This window comes from Sphingomonas sp. (assembly GCF_041661825.1).
Classification (GTDB): domain Bacteria; phylum Pseudomonadota; class Alphaproteobacteria; order Sphingomonadales; family Sphingomonadaceae; genus Sphingomonas.
Window position 1 is genome coordinate 737721 of record NZ_JBAZTU010000004.1, and the last position, 21983, is coordinate 759703.

Annotated in this window: 24 protein-coding genes and 1 pseudogene; 13 read left to right on the forward strand and 12 right to left on the reverse strand. The window is 65.1% G+C overall.

Annotated features, from left to right (window positions below; genetic code table 11):
• Positions 1-45: 45 nt before the first annotated feature.
• From WC729_RS22210 to WC729_RS22225, 4 genes are all read left to right on the forward strand, one after another.
• Positions 46-1629, forward strand: coding sequence for a lysine--tRNA ligase (locus WC729_RS22210; protein WP_372856601.1), 1584 nt, complete (start codon positions 46-48; stop codon positions 1627-1629).
• A gap of 10 nt (positions 1630-1639) precedes the next feature.
• Entirely contained in the window at positions 1640-2122 is a 483-nt protein-coding gene (locus tag WC729_RS22215) for an N-acetyltransferase family protein (protein WP_372856602.1), read from the forward strand.
• A gap of 157 nt (positions 2123-2279) precedes the next feature.
• Positions 2280-3506 carry a Na+/H+ antiporter NhaA gene (gene nhaA / locus WC729_RS22220; RefSeq protein WP_372856603.1) on the forward strand — a complete coding sequence of 409 codons (1227 nt, stop codon included), beginning with the start codon at positions 2280-2282 and terminating at the stop codon, positions 3504-3506.
• Between the two features lie 285 nt (positions 3507-3791).
• Positions 3792-4799 carry a histone deacetylase family protein gene (locus WC729_RS22225; protein WP_372856604.1) on the forward strand — a complete coding sequence of 336 codons (1008 nt, stop codon included), beginning with the start codon at positions 3792-3794 and terminating at the stop codon, positions 4797-4799.
• 2 nt (positions 4800-4801) lie between these two features.
• Here WC729_RS22225 and WC729_RS22230 read toward each other — a convergent pair whose 3' ends face one another.
• The 6 genes from WC729_RS22230 to WC729_RS22255 form a co-directional block, all read right to left on the reverse strand.
• Positions 4802-5251 carry a response regulator gene (locus WC729_RS22230; RefSeq protein WP_372856605.1) on the reverse strand — a complete coding sequence of 150 codons (450 nt, stop codon included), beginning with the start codon at positions 5249-5251 and terminating at the stop codon, positions 4802-4804.
• Positions 5252-6760 (reverse strand): ATP-binding protein, encoded by a 1509-nt coding sequence (locus tag WC729_RS22235; RefSeq protein ID WP_372856606.1) that lies wholly within the window; start codon positions 6758-6760, stop codon positions 5252-5254.
• A gap of 98 nt (positions 6761-6858) precedes the next feature.
• Positions 6859-7620 (reverse strand): exonuclease domain-containing protein, encoded by a 762-nt coding sequence (locus WC729_RS22240; protein ID WP_372856607.1) that lies wholly within the window; start codon positions 7618-7620, stop codon positions 6859-6861.
• Positions 7621-7698: 78 nt separating this feature from the next.
• Positions 7699-9081: a phosphoglucomutase/phosphomannomutase PgmG gene (gene pgmG / locus WC729_RS22245; protein WP_372856608.1), complete on the reverse strand. Its 1383-nt coding sequence runs from the start codon at positions 9079-9081 to the stop codon at positions 7699-7701.
• Positions 9082-9150: 69 nt separating this feature from the next.
• The gene (locus tag WC729_RS22250; RefSeq protein WP_372856609.1) at positions 9151-9405 is read right to left on the reverse strand and encodes a J domain-containing protein; all 255 of its coding nucleotides are present in this window, start codon (positions 9403-9405) and stop codon (positions 9151-9153) included.
• On the reverse strand, positions 9405-10199 hold the full coding sequence (locus WC729_RS22255; RefSeq protein ID WP_372856610.1) for a division plane positioning ATPase MipZ: 795 nt from the start codon (positions 10197-10199) through the stop codon (positions 9405-9407). Before WC729_RS22255 ends, WC729_RS22250 begins: the two co-directional genes overlap by 1 nt.
• A 101-nt stretch (positions 10200-10300) precedes the next feature.
• Between WC729_RS22255 and panC the strand changes: the two genes are divergently transcribed.
• Positions 10301-11134, forward strand: a complete 834-nt coding sequence (gene panC, locus WC729_RS22260) for a pantoate--beta-alanine ligase (RefSeq protein WP_372856611.1) — start codon at positions 10301-10303, stop codon at positions 11132-11134.
• A gap of 10 nt (positions 11135-11144) precedes the next feature.
• Here panC and WC729_RS22265 read toward each other — a convergent pair whose 3' ends face one another.
• Positions 11145-11621, reverse strand: coding sequence for a MarR family winged helix-turn-helix transcriptional regulator (locus tag WC729_RS22265; protein ID WP_372856612.1), 477 nt, complete (start codon positions 11619-11621; stop codon positions 11145-11147).
• Between the two features lie 46 nt (positions 11622-11667).
• On the opposite strand from WC729_RS22265, the gene WC729_RS22270 reads away from it, so the two are divergent.
• Together WC729_RS22270 and WC729_RS22275 are read left to right on the forward strand one after the other, a co-directional pair.
• The gene (locus WC729_RS22270; RefSeq protein WP_372856613.1) at positions 11668-12873 is read left to right on the forward strand and encodes an FAD-dependent oxidoreductase; all 1206 of its coding nucleotides are present in this window, start codon (positions 11668-11670) and stop codon (positions 12871-12873) included.
• Complete coding sequence (locus WC729_RS22275) at positions 12842-13522, forward strand: YdeI family protein (RefSeq protein WP_372856614.1); 681 nt, start codon at positions 12842-12844, stop codon at positions 13520-13522. The genes WC729_RS22270 and WC729_RS22275 overlap by 32 nt, the downstream gene beginning before the upstream one ends.
• Before the next feature lie 29 nt (positions 13523-13551).
• On the opposite strand, the gene WC729_RS22280 is transcribed toward WC729_RS22275, so the two are convergent.
• A complete protein-coding gene (locus WC729_RS22280) occupies positions 13552-14019 on the reverse strand; it encodes a MarR family winged helix-turn-helix transcriptional regulator (RefSeq protein WP_372856615.1) in 468 nt (155 codons plus the stop codon).
• Positions 14020-14140: 121 nt separating this feature from the next.
• On the opposite strand from WC729_RS22280, the gene WC729_RS22285 reads away from it, so the two are divergent.
• From WC729_RS22285 to WC729_RS22300, 4 genes are all read left to right on the forward strand, one after another.
• Positions 14141-14554, forward strand: coding sequence for a VOC family protein (locus WC729_RS22285; protein ID WP_372856616.1), 414 nt, complete (start codon positions 14141-14143; stop codon positions 14552-14554).
• A 90-nt stretch (positions 14555-14644) separates the two neighbouring features.
• Positions 14645-15013 carry a VOC family protein gene (locus WC729_RS22290; RefSeq protein ID WP_372856617.1) on the forward strand — a complete coding sequence of 123 codons (369 nt, stop codon included), beginning with the start codon at positions 14645-14647 and terminating at the stop codon, positions 15011-15013.
• Between the two features lie 199 nt (positions 15014-15212).
• Complete coding sequence (locus tag WC729_RS22295; RefSeq protein WP_372856618.1) at positions 15213-15509, forward strand: hypothetical protein; 297 nt, start codon at positions 15213-15215, stop codon at positions 15507-15509.
• Positions 15510-15572: 63 nt separating this feature from the next.
• The gene (locus WC729_RS22300) at positions 15573-15977 is read left to right on the forward strand and encodes an MAPEG family protein (RefSeq protein ID WP_372856619.1); all 405 of its coding nucleotides are present in this window, start codon (positions 15573-15575) and stop codon (positions 15975-15977) included.
• 108 nt (positions 15978-16085) lie between these two features.
• On the opposite strand, the gene topA is transcribed toward WC729_RS22300, so the two are convergent.
• The 3 genes from topA to plsY all read right to left on the reverse strand — a co-directional run bounded on the left by topA (position 16086) and on the right by plsY (position 20483).
• Complete coding sequence (gene topA, locus WC729_RS22305) at positions 16086-18653, reverse strand: type I DNA topoisomerase (protein WP_372856620.1); 2568 nt, start codon at positions 18651-18653, stop codon at positions 16086-16088.
• Between the two features lie 152 nt (positions 18654-18805).
• On the reverse strand, positions 18806-19906 hold the full coding sequence (gene dprA / locus WC729_RS22310) for a DNA-processing protein DprA (RefSeq protein ID WP_372856621.1): 1101 nt from the start codon (positions 19904-19906) through the stop codon (positions 18806-18808).
• Positions 19899-20483 carry a glycerol-3-phosphate 1-O-acyltransferase PlsY gene (gene plsY / locus WC729_RS22315; RefSeq protein ID WP_372856622.1) on the reverse strand — a complete coding sequence of 195 codons (585 nt, stop codon included), beginning with the start codon at positions 20481-20483 and terminating at the stop codon, positions 19899-19901. Before plsY ends, dprA begins: the two co-directional genes overlap by 8 nt.
• A 161-nt stretch (positions 20484-20644) precedes the next feature.
• On the opposite strand from plsY, the gene murI reads away from it, so the two are divergent.
• Complete coding sequence (gene murI, locus WC729_RS22320; RefSeq protein ID WP_372856623.1) at positions 20645-21439, forward strand: glutamate racemase; 795 nt, start codon at positions 20645-20647, stop codon at positions 21437-21439.
• On the opposite strand, the gene WC729_RS22325 is transcribed toward murI, so the two are convergent.
• Positions 21417-21611: a hypothetical protein gene (locus WC729_RS22325; RefSeq protein WP_372856624.1), complete on the reverse strand. Its 195-nt coding sequence runs from the start codon at positions 21609-21611 to the stop codon at positions 21417-21419. The genes murI and WC729_RS22325 overlap by 23 nt on opposite strands.
• Before the next feature lie 214 nt (positions 21612-21825).
• Here WC729_RS22325 and WC729_RS22330 point away from each other — a divergent pair.
• A pseudogene (locus WC729_RS22330) lies at positions 21826-21983 on the forward strand (5-aminolevulinate synthase); the annotation flags it as partial.

A 21983-nucleotide genomic window follows, 5' to 3' on the forward strand; every position in this document is an offset into this window, starting at 1 on the left:
AGTATAGCATTTGCGGCGCGGCTGCCAAATCGGCAAAGAGCCCGCATGACTGCACCCGAACTCCGCCCCGCCGACCTCAAGTCCGCCGCCCTCGAGTCCAAAGCCTGGCCGTACGAAGAGGCGCGCAAGCTGCTGAAACGCTATCCGGACGGCAAGCAGGGTGCGCCGGTGCTGTTCGAGACCGGGTACGGCCCCTCGGGCTTGCCGCATATCGGCACCTTCAACGAAGTGCTGCGCACGACGATGGTACGCAACGCCTTCCACGCGCTCAGCGACACCCCGACTCGCCTCGTCGCCTTTTCGGACGACATGGACGGCTTGCGGAAAGTGCCGGACAATGTCCCGAACAAGGCGATGCTGGCCGAATATCTCGGCAAGCCGCTGACCAGGGTGCCCGATCCGTTCGAGAAGTTCGAAAGCTTCGCGCACCACAATAATGCGATGCTACGCGATTTCCTCGATCGCTATGGCTTCGATTACGAGTTCCTGTCCTCGACCACCGAATATGCCTCGGGCCGCTTTGATCCGACCTTGAAGCTGATCCTGCAGCGCTATCAGGCGATCATGGACGTGATGCTCCCCACGCTTCGTGCCGAACGCGCCGCGACCTATTCGCCGATCCTGCCGATCAGCCCGAAATCGGGGATCGTGCTCCAGGTGCCGGTCGAAGTGGTCGACGCCGAGGCCGGGATCATCGCCTTCATGGACGAGGGCGACCGGATCGAGCAATCGGCGCTCGGTGGCATGGCCAAGCTGCAATGGAAGGTCGATTGGGCGATGCGATGGACCGCGCTTCAGGTCGATTACGAGATGTCGGGCAAGGACCTGATCGACAGCGTCACTCAGGCGTCGAAGATAACGCGCGTGCTCGGCGCCCGTCCGCCCGAAGGCCTCACCTATGAGATGTTCCTCGACGAAAAGGGCGAAAAGATCTCCAAGTCCAAGGGCAACGGCCTCAGCCTCGACGACTGGCTGACCTATGGTCCGGAGGAGAGCCTCGCCTTCTACATCTACCGCGAGCCGCGAAAGGCCAAGTCGCTGCACATGGGCGTCATCCCGCGCGCGGTGGACGACTATTGGCAGTTCCGCGGCAATTATGCCGCGCAGGAGCTGAAGGAGAAGCTCGGCAACCCGGTCCATCACATCCATGACGGCAAGATGCCGACGGGCGAGCTGCCGGTGACCTTCGGGCTGCTGCTCAATCTGGTCGGGGTGATGGGTGACGCGACCAAGGAACAGGTGTGGAGCTATCTCTCCAATTACGTGCCCGATGCCACGCCCGAGGCCTATCCCGAGCTCGACCGGCTGATCGGGCACGCCCTGGCTTATGGCCGCGACTTCGTCGCCCCGACGCTTCAGCGCCGCGCGCCCGAAGGCGTGGAAGTGGCAGCGCTGCAGCAGCTCGATGCCGATCTCGCCGCGCTGCCGCCCGAAGCGAGCGCCGAGGAGATCCAGAATCTGGTCTATGAGATCGGCAAGACCGGCGGGTTCGAGAATCTGCGCGACTGGTTCAAGGCGCTGTATGAGACCTTGCTCGGCTCGAGCCAGGGCCCGCGCATGGGCAGCTTCATCGCGCTCTACGGCATCGAGAACAGCCGCAAGCTGATCGCCGAGGCGCTGGCGCGGTAACGGAGGACTCATGCTGATCCGGCCGGCCCAAGCCGAGGACGCTGCGGCGATCTGGTCGATCATCGGCCCGGTCATCCGTGCCGGCGAAACCTATGCGCTGGACCGCGCCATGCCGGGGGGCGATGCGCTCGCTTATTGGCTCGGCGCCGACAAGCAGGTGTTCGTCGCCGAGGAGGACGGCCGGGTGCTCGGCACCTATTATCTCCGGGCGAACCAGGCCGGGGGCGGCGGGCATGTCGCCAATTGCGGCTATATGACTCATGCCGACGCGCAGGGGCGCGGCCTGGCGCGATCCATGGCCGAACATTCCCTCGATCATGCGCGGCTACGTGGCTTTCGGGCGATGCAGTTCAACTTCGTGGTGAGCAGCAACACACGGGCGGTGCGGCTCTGGCAGTCGCTCGGCTTCGACATCGTCGGCACACTGCCACTTGCCTTCGAGCATCCGACACACGGGTTCGTCGATGCGTTCGTGATGTTCCGCTCGCTCTAAAATTCCCTCTCCGTGTCTCGAGCCTCACTCCCCCTCACCCTCCCGTCGCTTCGCTCCTCCTTCCCTCTCCCACAACGGGAGAGGGAGATTTGTTGCCGCTTCCGCTTGCTAGCTGACCGTCGAAACCGCCATACCCTTTCCCGAAAGGAACGCGCAGATGGCCGGAAAAAGAGGATCCCCCGCCTCAGTCCTGCGCGATTTCCTCGCCAATGAGGCAGCCGGCGGAATCCTGCTGATCGCGGCGGCCGCGCTGGCGATGATCGCCGCGAACTCGCCGCTCGCCCATGAGTATTTCCATCTGCTGCACGTCGAGACCGGGCCAGTGCTCGCCCCGGCGATCGGGCCGATGACGGTCCATCTCTGGATCAACGATGCGCTGATGGCGCTGTTCTTCCTGCTCGTCGGGCTCGAGATCAAGCGCGAGCTGGTCGACGGCCAGCTCGCCAGCGCGGAGCGACGGCGCCTGCCGATCATCGCCGCGGCAGCCGGCATGATCTGCCCGGCGATCCTCTATCTCGCCATCACCGGCGGCGCGGCCGATCTGCGCGCCGGCTGGGCGATCCCCGCCGCGACCGACATCGCCTTTGCCATCGGCGTGCTGGCGCTGCTCGGTCCGCGCGTGCCCGCGTCGCTCAAGCTGTTCCTGACCACCGTCGCGATCGTCGACGATATGGGAGCGGTCGCGATCATCGCCGTCTTCTACAGCCATGGCCTGTCGCTGCTGGCGCTCGCCGGCGCAGCGATCGTCGCGGGCGCCATGGCCGCGATGAACCGCTTCGGTGTGGTACGGCTCTGGCCCTATCTGGTCGCTTTCGCCCTGCTCTGGCTGCTGGTGCTGATGTCGGGTGTGCACGCGACCATTGCCGGCGTGGTTGCGGCGATGACGATCCCGATCCGCCGTTCCCCCGGCGCGCCCGATCATCACGATTCGCCGCTTCACCGGCTCGAACACGCGCTCAATCCCTGGATCGCCTATGCGGTGGTGCCGCTGTTCGGTTTCGCCAATGCCGGGGTGTCGCTGGCTGGCCTTGGCCCGTCGATCCTGGTCGAGCCGCTGGTGCTGGGCATCGCGCTCGCGCTGTTCTTCGGCAAGCAGATCGGCATTTTCGGCAGTATCTGGCTCGCGGTTCGCATGGGGCTGGCCGGGCCGCTCGGCGGAGCGAGCTGGGCGCAGGTCTACGGCGTCGCGCTGCTCGCCGGGATCGGCTTCACCATGAGCCTGTTCATCGGCGGTCTCGCCTTCCCCGGCAACGCCGCGATCATGGACGAGGTGAAGATCGGCGTGCTGGCCGGATCGATCCTGTCGGCGGTGGTCGGGTTTGTCGTGCTGTATCTTGCCGGCTCCCGTACCGCCGTCTTGATTCAACCGCGGCAAGGATCATGACAGCATCGAACCGCCGGCTCTCCGGCCTGCTCCTTCTCATGGTCGATTGAAATCGAACGGTGTTTTCCGGGTGTTACAGCGGAAAAAACGCGGTGTTTGTGGCCACTTTTTCCGCTGTTATGCGTAACAGGGAAAACGCCGCCTAACCCGTTGTGAACAGGCGAGGAATCCGGCACGAAAATCCAACATAACAGCGGAAGAAAAATGTGGCGGCTAAATAGCGGAAAAGCCGAGTCGCTGTTTGGATCCGGTTGCGCCGATCCCGGTGTCGCGCGACAAGGCCGGATGCGTCGTTTCTTCGATCCCCGCCAGCTCGCCCATGCGCCGCTGAAGGAGCTGCACAATGGCGGCTTCACCGACTATGCGGAACGGCCGGTAAGGGCCGAGGCGATCGCCGAAACGCTCGGCGTCGAGGCGCCTGTCGATCACGGCGACGCTGCGATCCGCGCCGTGCATGACGCGGGCTATCTCGATTTCCTCAAGCATGGGCCGGCGCGCTGGGCTGCGGCGGGGCGGCCGGGCGACGTGATCGGCTATATCTGGCCGATCGTCGCAAGGCGCGCGCTGAAGCTCGACCGGATCGACGCGCTGGCTGGCCGCTACAGCCTCGACGCTTCGACCCCGCTGACCGCCGAGACCTGGGATGCCGCTTATTGGAGCGCGCAATCGGTCCTCTCCGCGCTCGATGCGGTGCACGGCGGGGATCGCGCCGCTTTCGCCCTGTGCCGTCCGCCCGGCCATCATGCGGGCGCCGATTATCTTGGCGGCTATTGCTACCTCAACACTGCTGCCATCGCCGCCCAGGCCGCGCGCGATGCCGGGGCCGATCGGGTGGCGATCCTCGATATCGACTATCATCACGGCAACGGCACGCAGGACATTTTCTGGACGCGCGGCGACGTCTTCTACGCGTCGATCCATGCCGACCCGGCGACTGACTATCCCTTTTTCTGGGGCCATGCCGACGAGACCGGGGAAGGGGCGGGGGAAAGCACCACGCTCAACCTGCCATTGCCGCAAGGGGCGGGGATCGATGCGTTCCGGGCCGCACAAACCGCCGCGCTCGATGCGATCGCCCGATTTGCGCCGGACCTGCTGATCGTCAGCTTCGGCGCGGACACCTGGGATGGCGATCCGATCTCCTTTTTCCGGCTCGCGACCGCCGACTATGCGGTGCTCGGCCGGGATATCGCCGTACGGGGCTGGCCGACGGTGATCGCGATGGAGGGTGGATATGCCGTCGACGCGCTCGGCGGCAATGTCGCCAGCCTGCTCTCCGGCTTTTCGGCCTGACCTCAGGCCTGCTGGGTTTCCGCGTCGGGGACCTTGATCACGGACAGGAACAGGCCGAGCTGCCGGATCGCCTGGGCGAAGCTTTCGTAATTGACTGGCTTGGTGATGTAGACGTTGGCGCCGAGATCGTAGCAGCGCTCGATCTCGACCTTGTCGTCAGTGGTGGTCAGCACGACCACGGGGGTGCGCCGCAGCGCCGGCGCGCCCTTGATCTTCGTCAGAATGTCGGCGCCGCTCATGTCCGGCAGGTTGAGATCGAGCAGGACGAGCGCCGGGCCGCCCAGCGCCGGGCCCTTCTCATGGTTGAACAGGTAATCGATCGCCCGCGTGCCGTCCGTGAAATGGACGATCTCGTTGAGGATGCCGGCACGACGGATGTTCTTCTCGATCAGCCGCGCATGACCTTCGTCATCCTCGATCATCACGATGCCGACTGAGTGGTGATCGTTCATCTAATTCCCCTGTCCCTCGGAAAGTGTAGCCGGGAGCGACAGACGAAATGTCGCGCCTTTTCCGATGTCCGACCGGACGTCGATAACGCCGCCGAGCCGGTACGCCAAGGCACGGACATGCGCCAGACCGATGCCTTCGCCCGGTTGGTCCTGATTCCCGGATCGGCGGAACAGGTCGAACACCCTGCGATGGTCGGCAGGGGCGATGCCGCGGCCATTGTCGCTGACCTCCAGGGTCACGCGTCCGCCATGCCGCTCGCCGCGTACCTCGATCAGCCCCGGCCGGCCCGGACGGAGATATTTCACCGCATTCTCGATCAGGTTGGAGAAAATCTGCTCGAGCGCCAGCCGGTCGCTGACGATGTCGGGCAGCGTGCCCTCGATCACGAGGCGGGCGTCGCGGTCGTCGATCAGATGCTGCAGGCTCGCGCCGACCGATCCGATCAGGGCGTTCATCTCGATCCGTTCGGGCACGATGATGCGGCGGCCCTCGCGCGACAGCTTCAGGATCGCGTTGATCAGCCGCTCCATCTTCTCGCTCGAGGTGCGGATGAAGCGGATCGCCTCGGGCAGCTCCTGTCGCGCGGCGGTGCGGGCCTGCTCGCTGACGACGGCCGGCGCCTCGGTCTCGGCGTGGTCGATCATCGTGGTGATCGCGGCAGCGGCGGCGTCCAGCTCGGCAGTAAAGCCCATGACGTTGACCAGCGGCGCGCGCAAATCATGGCTGACGATATAGGCGAAGCGCTGGATCTCCTCGTTCGCGCGGGTCAGGTCGGCGGTGCGCTCGGCGATCAGCTCCTCGAGCGATTCGGCGAAGTCGCGCAGTGCGTCGCGCGAGGCGGCGAGGTCGCGGGTGTAGCGCAGGATGGTCAGCAGCGATGCCATGGCGACGAACAGCAGCAGCGCCCCGGCAACGCCGATCGTCGTATAGAAGGTCCGCACGCTCGCCTGCTGCTCGGCATCGCGGATCGCGAGCAGCCGTTGCTCCTCGCCTTCCATCGCCTTGCCGAGGTCGCGGATGCCGCGCATCCGGCGCGCGGTGGTCTCGTCAGTGAAGGCGCTGATCGCCTCGTCGACCCGCCCGGCCTCGACCAGCGCGTTGGTGATGTCGCGGCGCTGCTCGATCGCCGCGACCAGCCGGCGCAACCGGGCGAGATTGGCCTTTTCCCGCGGATTGTCGGCGGTCAGCAGGTCGATCTGCCGCAGGGCATCGGGAATCTGCGCGGCGATGGTCTTGTAGCTGGTCAGATATTCCGGCTGCCGCGCGATGACATAGCCGCGCCGCACCGATTCGGCCTGTTCGACCAGGATGTTGGCGCGGGCGATGGCCAGCTGCACCTCATAGGTGTGGTTGACCGCGCGAATATGCTCCTGGTTGTGCCCGGTCGACCAGATCGCCGCGATGCCGGCGGCCATCAGGCTGGCGAAGCCGATCACCATGCACCCGATGAGGAATCGGCCCATCGACTGGTCGGCCCACCCGAACCGCCGGGCGATCCCTTCGAACATCGGCTTTTCGACCATGCGTGTTTCTAGATTCGCAAATCCGGGAACGCCAGCACCAGTCGTGCCACATTTATCAAGGTCGTTGCGATCGGGGAATGATGCTAGAACAAGGCGCCCTGCAAGGTCGTCCGTCCGACCGCGCCGCCGCCGCGGCGCCGCGCCAGCTCGGTCTCGGCGGTGAAGCGCACATCGATATCGCGGTCGCCCAGGAAACGCGCGAGCGATTCGTCCTCGATCTCGCGCCAGTCCTTGCCGCGATCGGGCCCCTGGCGGACGCGCGGCAACAGGCCCGGCAGATTGGACCATTCGATCAGCTGCGGCAGCCCGACCTGGTTGAGCATGTCGCGCAGGTGAAAGGCCGTGACATAGGAATCGGGAAAGGCGCGGTGTGCCGGCAGGCCGCGCTCATGCTCGATCCCCTCGGGCTTGCGCCAGTAGCGCAGCACCTGGTTGGAGAAGCTCGGGCTATCCGGCCACAGCCGCATCGCGCATTTCCAGGTGCATACCCAGTCGGCGTTGCGGGTGAGCGCGGGGGTGCAATATTGCTGCTCGAAATCGGCGCGATGCGCGGCGAGCGCCAGCCGGCGCGGCCAGGGATCGAGCACCGCGCGCGCGACATCGTGCCAATAAGGCGCGTCGGCGACCTGCTCGTCGAGGATATGGTGGATCGCCTGCGTGATCGGCGGGATCTGCCGGCCCGGATTGACCAGCCGGCTGCCGCCCTCGCCATGGAGTTCCCAGCGCCCATCGGCACCGAGCACGACATCCTGCCATCCGATCTCGCACACGCCGTGCGCCGGCGGCGCCGGCCCGGTGGTTTCGAGATCGACGACACGGATAAGCTGGGGTTGAGGGGGAGGCATCGCGCTTAAGTGGCGGTTTGAGAGGCGGAATGCGAGTCTCTTGAACGCCCCTCCCCTTCAGGGGAGGGGAGAAAACAGTTAGTGCCCCGCCTGTTCCCCGCGCACGATCCCGCTGGCGGCAAGCTGCGCATCGATCATTGCCATGAGCCGGTCGAGCCCGGCCTGATCCTTCGCCTCGGCGCGCGCGACCAGCACGTCCTGGGTGTTGGACGCTCGCAACAGCCACCAGCCGTCCACCGTATTGACTCGCGCGCCGTCAGTGCGGTTGACCTCGGCGCCCTCGGCCTCGAGCCGGTCGAGCACTTCGTCGACCACCGCGAACTTGCGGCTCTCGTCTACCTGGAAGCGCATCTCGGGCGTGTTGACCATCGCCGGCATGGCGCCGCGGATCTCGGTCATCGACTTGCCGATCATGTGCACGGCGCGGATCAGCCGCACCGCGGCATATTGCGCGTCGTCGAACCCGTAATAGTCATGCGCGAAGAAGATGTGTCCGCTCATCTCGCCGGCGAGCGGCGACTGCGTCTCCTTCATCTTCATCTTGATCAGGCTGTGCCCGGTCTTCCACATCAGCGGCTCGCCGCCCAGTTCGGCGATCCGGTCGTACAGCGCCTGGCTGGCCTTCACGTCAGCGATGATCGTCGATCCGGGCAGCTCCTTCAGCACCGGCTCGGCGAGGATGGACAGGAGCTGGTCGCCCCAGATCACTCGGCCCTGGCCGTCGATCGCGCCGATCCGGTCGCCGTCGCCGTCGAAGGCGAGCCCGAAATCGAGCTGCTTCTCGGCGACGAGGCGCTTCAGGTCGGCGAGGTTCTTTTCCTCGGTCGGATCGGGATGATGGTTGGGGAAGGTGCCGTCGACCTCGGTGAACAGCAAATGATGTTCGCCCGGCAGCAGCTTGGTCAGCTTCTCGATCACTGGCCCGGCCGCGCCGTTGCCCGCGTCCCAGCCGATCCGATAGGCGCCGCCGGCATAGCCCGCCATCAGCCGGCCGACATAATCGTCTTCGATGTAGAAGTCGGAGACGGCGCCTTCGCCCTCTTCCCAGTCGCCTTCCTCGGCCAGCTTGCCCAGGTCCTGGATATCAGCGCCGAAGAACGGCAGATGCTGCAGCACCATCTTGAAGCCATTGTAATCGCCCGGATTATGGCTGCCGGTGATCTGGATGCCGCCGTCGACTTCGAGGATCGCCTCGGCATAATAGAGCATCGGCGTCGGCCCCATGCCGACCCGCACGACATCGACGCCGCTCGCGGTCAGGCCGGCGATCAGCGCTGCCTCCAGCTCGGGCGAGGAGACGCGGCCGTCATAGCCGACCGCCACCCGCGTCCCGCCGGCACGGCGCACGCGCGTGGCGAAGCCGCGGCCGATCGCAGTCGCATCGGCCGGGCCGAGCGTCTTCCCTACGATGCCGCGGATGTCATATTCGCGCAGGGAAGTGGGGTCGAAGCGGTGCGTCATCGGTCCTCCGGTTCAAGCTGTTCGAGCGCCCAATAGGCGAGCGCCCGGAAAGTTCATTGTAAGGAAAGGTCAGTCGCGCTTTTTGAGCAGCACGTCGCGCGCGGCGTTGATCCGCCGCGCCAGTTCGGTCGATCCGCCGCGGTCCGGGTGGACGGCCGCGACCAGGCGACGATGCGCGGCACGGATCGCCTCGGCATCGGCGGTACGGTCGACCCCCAGGATGGCGCGTGCCTCCTTCTCGTCGATCGGCGGCGTCGGTGCGGTCTTGCGCAGCAGCAGCCAGACGCCGAACAGCACCAGCCCGATGAAGAGGATCTTCGCCATCAGGCGAACAGCGGCATCGCGGGCTCGGGCAGGCCAAGCGCCGCCATCATCTCGCGCAGCTCCTGGCGTGCCGCGACATGGGCCAGGCCCATCTCGCCGAACTCGCGGGCGTCGAGCATGGTCAGGCCTTTCGGGAACAGCTCGCGGTAGATCACGCGCTCGCCGAGCCCCGGAATGATGCGGAAGCCGACCCGCTTGGCGAGCTGATCGAGCGCCTCGGACACGCGGCGCATGTTGCGCGCCTCGATATGCTGGACGCGGTTGCGCAGCACGACCCAGTCGATCGTCGATCCGTCGGCCTTGGCGCGGGCCTTGCGCGCGTCCCAGATCAGCTCGGCATAGAAACTCGGGCGAGTCACCTTGTAGGTCACCGGGTCGACCTGGCCGATCAGGTCGAAATCGACGAAGCTGTCGTTCATCGGCGTGACCAGGGTATCGGCCTTTTGCGCTGCCATCCGCGCGAAGCGGTCGTCGCGGCCCGGCGTGTCGATCACCAGGAAATCGGCGCCTTCGGAAAGGGCATCGAGCGTCTCGGTGAAGCGTGCCAGGCTCTCGCCGTCATGCGTCGCGTGGCGGGGAGTGTTCAGCTCGCGGCCGGTCCGCTTGGCGGTCGCCTGGCGATTGTCGAGATAGCGGCCTGTCGTCCGCTGGCGGTGGTCGAGATCGAACGCGGAGACCTTCGCACCCCGTGCCTGCAGCGCGATCGCGACATGGACGGCAGTCGTCGACTTGCCGGTCCCGCCCTTCTCGTTGGCGAACACGATGATATGTGGCTTCTGTGCAACCGTCGACAAGTCGCTCGTGTCCCTGATGATTGGCCGTATTGATCGGTCGCGCTGCCCCCCATAGAAGGCCCGCCCCGTCCTTACCCGTCCTTATCGAAGGCCCATCACGCGTGCAAACCATCCGTCACCTCGATCTGCTCCGTGCCGGGATTGCAGAATTCCGTGAGGGAGGAGCAGCGATCGCGCTGGTTCCGACCATGGGCGCGCTTCACGCCGGCCATATGGCGCTGATCGAGGCGGCCAAGCGCCCCGGCGTACGCGTCGTGGCGTCGATCTTCGTCAACCCGAAGCAGTTCGGCCCGAACGAGGACCTGTCGCGCTATCCCCGCAAGGAGACCGCCGACACGCGCATGCTGAAAGAGGCGGGGTGCGACCTGCTGTGGATGCCGCCGGTCGACGTGATGTATCCGGATGGCTTCGCGACCAACGTCTCGGTCGCCGGCGTCAGTGAAGGGCTCGACGGTGCCGCCCGGCCAGGCCATTTCGACGGAGTCGCGACCGTCGTGTCGAAGCTGTTCAACCAGGTGCGGCCCGACATCGCCTGGTTCGGCGAAAAGGATTATCAGCAGCTGGCGGTGATCCGCCGCATGGTTGCCGATCTCGATTTCGGGATCGAGATCATGGGCCTGCCCACCCAGCGCGAGGATGACGGCCTCGCGCTCTCGTCACGCAACGTCTATCTCGACGACGATCAGCGCAGCCGGGCGGTCGCACTGCCGCGGGCGCTCGGCGTTGCGGCGAAGGGCATCGGAAAGGGCGACGATATCGAGACGGTGCTGGCCACTGCGCGGGAGTCGCTGACCGCCGCCGGCTTCGAGATCGATTATGTTACCCTGGTCGATGCCGAAACGCTGCGGGAAGGCCCGGATGCGGATCGCCCACGCCGCCTGCTGGCCGCGGCGAAGATGGGCACGACCCGCCTGATCGACAATATCGCGGTCTGATCGGAGATTTCTACTTTCTGTGCCGCAAGGCATTGGTTTGAGATATCTGCATCGCGGTCACTTCCTCGATAAATTTCCGGATCAGCGCCATCTCCTCCATCGAGTAGTTCTCGAGTAGCGCTGCGCCCGCTTCGAAGACGGGTTGGTAGGTTTGTCGGGTCAGTTCTTCGGTTTTCTCCGCCGCTGCCACCATGACCCGGCGCCTGTCGTGCGGGTCGGATTGACGTCGAACGAAACCGCGCTTCTCGAGCCGATCGATCAGCGTCGTGACGGCCGCCGGCGTCAGGTTGACGTCCTTCGCGATGGCATTTGCCGGTTGAGGTCCATGACTGACCGAGCTCAGGCAGCGTCGCTCGGCCGCGCTCAATCCATAGATCTCGCCTACGGCGCCGTCGAAGTCTTCGACTGAATCCTGCCAGCGCGAAATGGCAAATCCGAGCGCGATTATCAGCTCTTCGGTAGGCTTTGTTGACATATAGTTCGACATTCGTATAATCTGATAATCGTTATATCAAAAAATCGAGATTCCGTCAATGAGTGCGGCAGAGGGATTGGAAGTAGCGGTTTGCGGCGCCGGCGTTGCCGGACTCGTCCTGGCGATCCGACTCAAAAAGCTGGGCTTTCGGCCGACTGTTTTCGAGGAGAGAACGTCGGACGCGATACGGTGCGAGGGCGAATTCCTGACACTGGCGCCAAATGGGATGAATGGCCTGCGGGCGATCGACTGTTGCGACGATGTCATCGCGGCCGGGATCGATACCACGGGGCTGGAGTTGCTCAACGGACGCGGCAAGTCGCTCGCGATCGCCGATCAACGCGATCACGCCGACATATTCGGTGCGCCGAGCATCACGTTGCGGCGCGGGGCGTTGGCGGCGATTCTGCTGAAGAGGGCCGCCGCATGCGGAATCCAGGTCCGATTTGGCGACCGTGTGAACGGGGTCGAAAGCCGGCCGGACGGAGCGACGGTCCAACTGGAGCATGCTGGTGCTTTTGACGCGATGTGCGTCGTGGCCGCTGATGGCCTGAGATCGACGGTACGCCAACATGTCTTTCCGGAGTATCCCGCGCCCCGGTTTACCGGGGTGGTTGGAACTGGAGGTGTGGTGGACGCTGATGTGCCGTCGACCGGCGGTCTGATGCGGATGACCTTCGGCAACAGCGCCTTTTTCGGTTACATCAAGGAAGGTTCGGGCCCGGTCTACTGGTTCAATTCCTACTTCGCCGATCATCCAGGCAGCGGCAGGCAAGCCGATCCCGAAAAATTCGCCGCTTTCATTCGTAGCCTTCACGCCGGCGATCCCGATCCAAACGCCAGAATCCTAAGGCACGTCGGCAGGCTCGAACGATCCTATCCCGTATTTGATATGCCCAATCTGCCGCGCTGGTCGAAAGGCCGCGTCGTTCTGATTGGCGACGCCGCCCATGCGGTCGGCCCGCACGCCGGCCAGGGCGCCTCAATGGCAATCGAAGATGCAATCGTGCTGGCCGCATGCCTGCATGATGAAGCGGAGCTCGGCCAGGCCTTCCATCGTTTCGAAGACCTCCGGCGCGGCCGCGTCGAGCGCGTGGTCCGGATCACCGCGCGGAACAGGTCGCAAAAGGGGCCGGCATCGTGGTTCGGCCAACGGGTTCGAGACCTAATCCTGCCGGTTTTCGTCCGGATCGGGATTCGCAGCGGGCGCAAACTGTTCAGCTTCCGTGTCGATGCCAACCCTCTGGCCAAAGCCTCATTCTGATCAAGGACTGGAAGGAACTCAGCTCATGTCCAAGCCCAACCACTCTCCCAAGATCGATGCCTATCTCGAAAATGCGGAGCCCTTCGCGATGTCAATTCTCGCCCATCTCCGCGCTCTGCTTCATGCGACCTGCCCGGAGATCATCGAGGAGCTGAAATGGGGCATTCCCCATTTCGACTATCGCGGCGAGATGATGTGCATCTTCGCGGCCCACAAAAGACACTGTTCCTTCAGTTTCTGGAAAGACGCCCTGATGAGCGACGCGCGGCTCAAGGCCAACGCCGATCTGCCAATGGCCAAGCGCTTCATGGGCAAGCTGACCAATGTGGCCGACCTGCCTTCGGACGGCGACCTCACTGCCTGGATCAAAGAGGCGATGGCGCTCAACGAGCAGGGCATAAAGCTGCCGCAGCGAAAGTCCGAGGGCCCGAAGGCGGTGGGCATTCCCGAAGCCTTTTCCGAAAGGCTCGCGGAAAATCCACAGGTCAAAGCCATTTTCGAAAGCAGGTCACCGTCGTTTCAGAAGGAATATAATGTCTGGATCGGCGAAGCGAAGACCGACGCAACCCGGGACAAGCGCATCGAGGAAGCGCTGGCGTGGATAGCCGACGGCAAGGGTCGCTTCTGGAAATACAGCAAGCCCGGATGATAGCGGCGCTCTACGCCCGACATGCCTGGCTAGAGCCCCGTGATGAGCTTCTTGAGAAGAGCATTGAGCGTTTCCTGTTCGAGCGGCGTCAGCACCGAGAGCAGCCGTTCTTCGTTGGCGACGTGGCGGCCGATAGTTTCGTCGATCACGCGCTTGCCGGTGTCGGTAAGCGCGATCAGCTTGCCGCGACGATCGTTGGGATCGGGGCGACGCTCGACAAGGCCTGCCCGCTCGAGCCGATCGAGCCGGTTGGTCATGCCCCCGGAGGAAATCATCAAGGCCTCATAGAGCGTGGTCGGTGAGAGCATATGGGGCTCACCCGAACGCCGCAGCGTTGCGAGCACGTCGAACTCCCCGGGCTGAAGCCCGGCGTCTGCGAAAAGGGGGTTCATATGATCGCGCAGGACGCGTTCCGACGCATCCGAGAGGCGACCGAAAATCGCCATCGGCAGCGCCGGGAGATCGGGGCGTTCGTGTCCCCATTGTTCAACCGCCATCTCAGCACGATCCATCTGTATTCCTCTCGACGCAATGTCTCTTGACATTAAGATACATTGCGTCTACTAACATTGCAGCAAGACAGTAGCGTAGCGCAGCAGCCAAATGAAGGAGAAAGTGATGTCCAGAATGATTTTCGTGAACCTGCCGGTGGCCGATCTGGCAAAAGCGACGGCATTCTATGAAGCGATCGGGCTTACCAAGAACCAGCAGTTCAGCGACGAGACGTCCGCGTCCATGATTCTCTCGGACACCATCATCGTCGCACTCCTGACGCACGCCAAATGGCACATGTTCACGAGCCGTCCGATCGCGCCCGCTACATCCAGCGAAGTCATGCTCGCCGTTTCCTGCGACAGCCGTGACGCCGTGGATGCGATGAACCAGGCGGCCGCCACGCATGGGGGCACGGTCGACATCAACCCCGTGCAGGATCTCGGCTTCCTGTATAATCGCAGCTTTGCGGACCTCGACGGACATGTCTGGGAAGCAATGTGGATGGACATGGCTGCCGCGGACGGTGCGACCGGCTGACGCCAACGGCGACTTTCATCGGCCACTGGTGGAGAAGGCCAGGTCCCATGGTGCCTTCTCCTTCCGGTGCGTTATGCGAGGATCGATCTCATGACCGCTCAACTCAATCACACGATCGTCTGGTGCCGCGACAATCGCGCATCGTCCGCCTTCCTGACGAATATCCTCAGGCTACCACCCGCCGAATCCGTGCTCCACTTCATGGTCGTGCAACTCGGAAACGGCGTCGCCTTGGACTTCATGGCCAAGGACGGCGATGTCGCGCCGCAGCATTATGCATTTCTGGTCAGCGATGACGATTTTGATTTCGGGCTCGACCAGATCAGGAAGGCTGGTCAGCCTTACTGGGCTGATCCTGGGCGGGGGAGGTCCGGGGAAATCTACGAGCGCCACGGCGGTCGCGGTTTCTATTTCAATGATCCTGATGGCCACCTGCTCGAGCTTTTGACCCAGGCCTAAGACAACGCCACGCCAACCGCCTGAGCGGGGTCAGCGTCATGAAAAAGGTAGCGAATGAAGCAAGATGGGCGACGGCGGCGGTTCTCACCGGCGCCTGCTCCCTTTCTGGGGTCGTATTCATGCCTAACCGATGTTAACCATTTGTTGAAGTCTTCGCCCCAAGGTCGTCCGACAGGGATGGTTAACAGGGGTTAAGATCATGGGCAGCAGCCTGAAGAATGCGCAGTTCCTCATCGACAGCCGACTGGCCGATGCGGCGCTTGGCGACATGGACGCGTTCTACGATCTCGGCATGGTCTATTCGAGCGGCGCCGCTGGCATCGATGTCGATCTGATCGAGGCGCATAAATGGTTCAACCTGGCCGCGGTCGCGGGCAGCGAGGCAGCCCAGGCCTGCCGCAGCGAAATCGCCGAGGACATGACCGCGCGCGAGATTGCCGAGGCGCAGAAGGCGGCGCGTGCCTGGCTCCATCTGACGTCGCGTCGCGCGGCCTGATCCGGATCGACGCTTCTTGACAAAAGGAATAGAACCGCCTCCGCAACGATAAGGAGGGGGGCAATGCAACTCACGATCACCGCGCTCACCGCGGCCGCGCTCGCGCTGCTGCTGGTCTTTCTGTCGATCACGACGATCCGGATGCGCATGAAGCACAGTGCGGCGTACGGCGATGCCGGCCAGCACGATTTGAATTGCGCGATCCGCGCGCACGGCAATCTCACCGAATATGCGCCGGTCGGGATCATCCTGATCGCCCTGCTCGAAAGCGGCGGGGCCAATCCCACCGCCCTATCGATCGCCGCCGCCGCTTTTGTCGGCGCGCGCCTGCTCAACGCCATCGGCCTGTTCAACCCGCCGGGACCGCCCAAGCCCGCACGCTCGATCGGTATCGTCGTCACGCTGCTGACCTTGCTCGGTCTGGCGGTCTGGCTCGCGGTCAGGGTGTTGATGCCCGACATGGGCTGATCCACACACTTCGTCACCCCGGACTTGTTCCGGGATTCATCGTTCCGCACCTCCATCGGCCGAAGGTCGTGCGGGACGATGGATGCCGGAACGAGTCCAGCATGACGGTTATTTAGCGGCAGCCTTCTTGGCGGGCGCCTTCTTCGCTGCTGCCTTGGGCGCCGCCTTCTTGGCCGGGGCCTTTTTCGCCGCCGGCTTCTTCTTGCCCTTCTTCGCCGGCGCCGCGGCGGCGCGCGCATCGATCAACTGGGCCGCTTCCTCCAACGTCAGTTGGTCCTGCTGGACTGACTTGGGCAGGGTCGCATTGGTCTCGCCGTCCGTGACATAGGGGCCGAACCGCCCTTCCATCAGCTTGATCTCGGCCTCGGTGCGGGGGTGTTTGCCCAGCACCTTGAGCGGCTCGCGGCTGCCGCGCTGCGGACGTCCACCGCCGGCGGCGGCTTCGGCCAGCTTGACCACGGCGGCGTTCATGCCGGTCTCGAACACCTCGGCGGTCGAGGTAAGGCGGGCATATTTGCCGTCATGCGCCAGATAGGGACCATAGCGGCCGATCGACGCGGTGATCGGATTGCCGCTTTCCGGATGCGTGCCGACGGTGCGCGGCAGGCTGAGCAGCTTCAGCGCCCAATCAAGCCCGAAATCCTCGCCCGGCACATCCTTTGGGATCGAGGCGCGCTTCGCCTCCTTGCCATCGCCGAGCTGGACATAGGGTCCGAACCGTCCGCTGCGCTTGGTCACCTCTGCACCCGTCTCCGGGTCCTGACCCATCACCTCGGGGCCGGTATCGCCGGTGTCCCCCTCGCTGCCGGGCTGGCCAAAGCGGCGGGTAAATTTGCAGTCCGGATAATTGGAGCAGGCGACGAACGCGCCGAACTTGCCGCCGCGCAGCGCCAGATGGCCCTGGCCGCAATTCGGGCAGAGCCGCGGGTCGCCGCCGTCCGCCTTGGCCGGGAAAAGATAGGGTTCGAGGAACTTGTCGAGCGCGGCGGTCACTTCGGACGGCTTCTGCTCCATCACTTCGGTGGTGCGCGGCTTGAAATCCTTCCAGAAGGATTCGAGCACTGCCTGCCACTGGGCGCGGCCGCCCGAGACCTCGTCGAGCTCGTCCTCGAGCCCGGCGGTGAAATCATACCCCACATATTTCTCGAAGAAGCGCTCGAGGAATGCCGTCACCAGCCGCCCGCTCTCCTCGGCGAAGAAGCGGTTCTTCTCGACCCGCACATAGGCGCGGTCCTTCAGCGTCTTGATGATCGAGGCATAGGTGGAGGGGCGCCCGATGCCGAGCTCCTCCAGGCGCTTGACCAGCGACGCTTCGGAGAAGCGCGGCGGCGGTTGCGTGAAATGCTGCTCGGCATTGACCGCCTTCTTGGCCGGCGCATCGCCTTCGCGCATGCGCGGCAGGCGGCGGCTGTCCTCGTCGGCGCTGTCGTCGGTGCCTTCCTCGTACAGCGCGAGATAGCCGGGGAAGAGCACGACCTGGCCGGTCGCACGCAGGCTGGTCTGCCCCGAACCGTCGGTCAGCTCGACCGAGGTGCGCTCCATGCGCGCGGACGCCATCTGGCTGGCCAGCGCACGTTTGAAGATCAGGTCGTAGAGCCGGGCATGGTCGCCGCCACCGAGCTTGTCCTTGCCGAAATCGGTCGGGCGGATCGCTTCATGGGCTTCCTGGGCGTTCTTGGCCTTGGTCTGATAGAGCCGCGGCTTATCGGGCACATACCCCGCGTCATAGCGATCCGCGATGGCTTTCCGCGCGGCGGAAATGGCGGACGAGTCCATCTGTACGCCGTCGGTGCGCATATAGGTGATCGCGCCGTCCTCGTAGAGGCCCTGGGCGATGCGCATTGTATGATCGGCCGAGAAGCCGAGCTTGCGCGACGCCTCCTGCTGCAGGGTCGAGGTGGTGAAGGGCGGCGGCGGGTTGCGCGTGGCCGGCTTGACCTCGACGGTCTGGACGCTGAAGCGCCCTTCCTCGACCGCGGCCTTGGCGCGGAGCGCCGTGCCTTCTTCGCCGATCGACAGGCGATCGAGCTTCTTGCCCTCGAAGGTGACGAGACGCGCCGTGAAGGGCGTGCCGTCCTGCTCCATATCGGCCGTCACCGACCAATATTCCTGCGCCCGGAACGCTTCGATCTCGCGCTCACGGTCGACGATGATACGCAGCGCCACCGATTGCACGCGCCCGGCCGACTTGGCGCCGGGCAGCTTGCGCCACAGCACCGGGGACAGCGTGAAGCCGACCAGATAGTCGAGCGCGCGGCGCGCCCGGTACGCGTCGATCAGGTCGGTATCCAGCTCGCGCGGATGCTTCATTGCCTCGGTCACCGTCGCCTTGGTGATGGCATTGAAGGTGACGCGCTCGACTTCCTTGGGCAGCGCCTTGCGGTTGCGCAGCACTTCCTGGACATGCCAGCTGATCGCCTCGCCCTCGCGATCGGGGTCAGTCGCGAGGATCAGTCGGTCGGCCTTCTTCGCCTCGTCGGTGATCGCTTTCAGCTGCTTCGACTTGTCGGCGTAATTCTCCCATTCCATGGAAAAGCCGTCGTCGGGATCGACCGATCCGTCCTTGGCCGGCAGGTCGCGGACATGGCCGTAGCTCGCGAGAACGCGATAGTCGGATCCCAGATATTTCTCGATGGTCTTCGCCTTGGCGGGCGATTCGACGATGACAAGCTGCATGGGTTTTAAGGCGTCCTTACGTGTACGCGCGAGGATGGAGAGGTGTGCGGGGCGGCGTCAAGCGGTCGGCGGGCGATCTCGGGGTTGGGCTCGGGATAGCGAAACTTCCAGCCGTTTGAATCGATCCGATGGAATCTGGTTGGGCGTTGGCGTCAAATCAAGCTCACTCTCCCGCCGGCATGGCGCTCCAGGCGTCCGGCCAGTTCAAGCTCGAGCAATACCGTCTGGACGATCATCGAGGCGAGCCCGGATTGCCGGATCAGCTCGTCGATCGCGACCGGCACCGGGCCGAGCAGCCCGCTCACTTCCAGCCGTTGCGTGTCAGTGACATCCTCGGGCGGCGGCCCGCCGAAGCGCGATCCGGGCGCGCGCACCATGCGCGGGTCGATCGGACGGACCAGTTCGAGGATATCGGCGGCCGACTGGATCAGCGTCGCGCCCTCGCGGATCAGGCCGTTGCAGCCCTGCGCCCTTGGGTCGAGCGGGGATCCGGGGACCGCCATCACCTCGCGTCCCATCTCGCCGGCCAGCCGTGCGGTGATCAGCGATCCGGATTTCGGGGCTGCCTCGACCACCACCGTCCCCTGCGCCAGGCCGGCGATGATCCGGTTGCGATACGGGAAGTGACGCGCCCGCGGTTCGGTGCCGGGCGGCTGCTCGGCGATCAGCAGGCCGCGCGTGGCGACGGCTTCCTGCAAGGCGGCGTTCTCGGGCGGATAGGCAATGTCGATGCCGCCCGCGATCACGCCGATCGTCCCGCTGTCGATCGATCCGACATGGGCAGCGGTGTCGACGCCGCGCGCCAGGCCCGACACCACGGTCACGCCCTCGCGGCCCAGCTCGACCGCCAATTGCCGCGCGAACCGGCATGCCGCTGCGGACGCATTGCGTGCGCCGACCATCGCGATCGTCGGGCGCTGTGCCAGGCCGATATCGCCGCGCACCATCATGGCGGGCGGCGCGTCGTCCAGCTCGGCCAGCAGCGCCGGGTAATCGGCGTCGTCGATGAAGACATGACGTGCGCCGAGTTTCGCCGCGGTCGCCAGCTCGCGTTCGGCGATCGCGGGTGGCGCGACGACGGGCGCCTTGCCGCCGCCGCGCGCCGCGAGTTCGGGAAGCGCGTCGATCGCGGTCGCGGCGTCGCCGAAGCGCTCGATCAGCTGGCGATAGGTGACGGGGCCGATCTGCGGGGTGCGGATCAGCCGGAGGCGCGCGACCGCGGCCGCGACGGTGCGCGGCGGATCGTCACGCACTTTTCGCGCCGACCTTCGGCTCCGTGCCGTTCAGCAGCCGCTCGATATTCTCGCGGTGCTTCCACAGCACCAGCAGCGCCAGCGCGAGCAGCGGCAGGACGATGTCGAACTCGGAAAAGAAGGTGGCGCTCAGCGGCGCGCTGAACGCAGCCGTAATGCCCGCCAGCGAAGAGAAGCGCAGCAGGGCGAGCAGGCCGAGCCAGACCACGGCATAGACGATAGCGCAGGGCCAGTAGAGCGCGAGCACGATGCCCATCATCGTCGCCACGCCTTTGCCGCCGCGGAATTTGAGCCAGACCGGATAGACATGGCCGAGGAATGCCGCCGCCGCGGCGAGCACGCCGCTGCCCGGCCATAGCGCCTCGACGATCGTCACCGCGGCGAAGCCCTTGGCTGCGTCGAGCAGCAAGGTCGCCGCCGCGAGGCCCTTGCGCCCGGTGCGCAGCACATTGGTCGCGCCGATATTGCCCGATCCGATCTGGCGCAGGTCGCCGGCGCCGAACGCGCGGGTCAGGATCAGCCCGAACGGAATCGAGCCCAGCAGATAGCCGAGCAGCAGCGCGCCAGCCGGCGCCATCCAGACATATTCGGTCGGCAAGATAGATCAGCCCCCCATCGCCCGTCAGCATAGCCCGATCCGGGTGGGCCGCCAACAACCTCTCTCTAGGTCGGGCAGGCCCCGCCCGGGTTCAAGTACCGGAGCATTGTCAAACCCGGCGCCCGCGCTACATCGCGCTTGTGACGGATACGCGGCCCATCCTGTTCTTCGATTCCGGGGTGGGCGGCCTTTCCGTGCTTGGGCCGACCCGCGCGCTGCTGCCCGGCGCCCCCTTTGTCTATGTCGCCGATTCGGCCGGCTTTCCCTATGGCACCAAGACCGAGGCGGAGATCGCGGCGCGCGTGCCCGCGCTGCTCGGCCGGCTGGCCGAACGCTACCATCCGCGGCTGATCGTCATTGCCTGCAACACTGCCTCGACCATTGCGCTGGCCGCGGTGCGGGCCGCGCTCGACCTGCCGATCGTCGGCACCGTCCCCGCGATCAAGCCGGCCGCGGCGTTGAGCAAGACCCGCGCAATCGGCGTGCTCGGCACCGATGCGACGGTGCGCCAGCCCTATGTCGACGACCTTGCGGCGCGGTTTGCCGCCGACTGCCTGGTGGTGCGCCACGGTTCGGCCGAACTGGTCCAGCTCGCCGAGGCGAAGCTGCGCGGGGAGGATGGATCGGCCGATCGCTACCGTGCGATCCTCGCCGGCCTGTTCGATCAGCCCGGCGGCGATCGGATCGACGTGATCGTCAACGCCTGCACCCATTTCCCGCTGGTGGTCGAGGAACTGGCCGCCGCCGCGCCGCATGCGGTGCGTTTCGTCGACGGGTCGGAAGGGATTGCGCGCCGAGTCGCGTATCTCACCCAGGGCCAGTCATGGCCGGACAGCCCGGGTGACGGAGTCGCGGTGTTCACCGGCCATGCCGATCATGGCGCGCTCGTCCCGGCGCTCGCGCGCTACGGCCTTATGCGGGTTGAGACGCTCTAGGCTGCTCGACCGTCACCTCGACCGACTCGGCCAGCACGGCATAACGACTCGCCAGCTCGTGATGGACGTGGCGCGCCGAACGGTCGGCGCTCCGCCCGGCAAGCTCGCGCTCCTGCGCTGCCCGGCGTGCAAAATAGTCCTGTTTTCCGTCACTTGGAACGTGGTTGGTCATGATCAAAGCTCCATGCATCAAGCGGGAGCGCATTGCGTCTCTCGGTCGCGGGCAGGCTCGCGGCAATCGGCCCGGCGATGGCGCATCATAGCATGAAACGGCGCGGCGCGCTTGAGCGAAGCTAAGCGGCCCATCGCTTTTCCCACCGGTTCGGGCACATCTTGGGTACGTAAAACGCTGGAAATCCCTGGCGCCGCGCGCTAGTGCGGCCGGCATGGAAGCGGACGGAACGGCGCTGCGGGGAGTGGACTACTCGCGCATCTTCACCCAGGCGATTGACCGCCTGCATGTCGAAGGCCGATATCGCGTCTTCATCGATATCCTGCGCAACAAGGGTGCGTTCCCCAACGCGCGCTGCTTTGCCGGGCATAA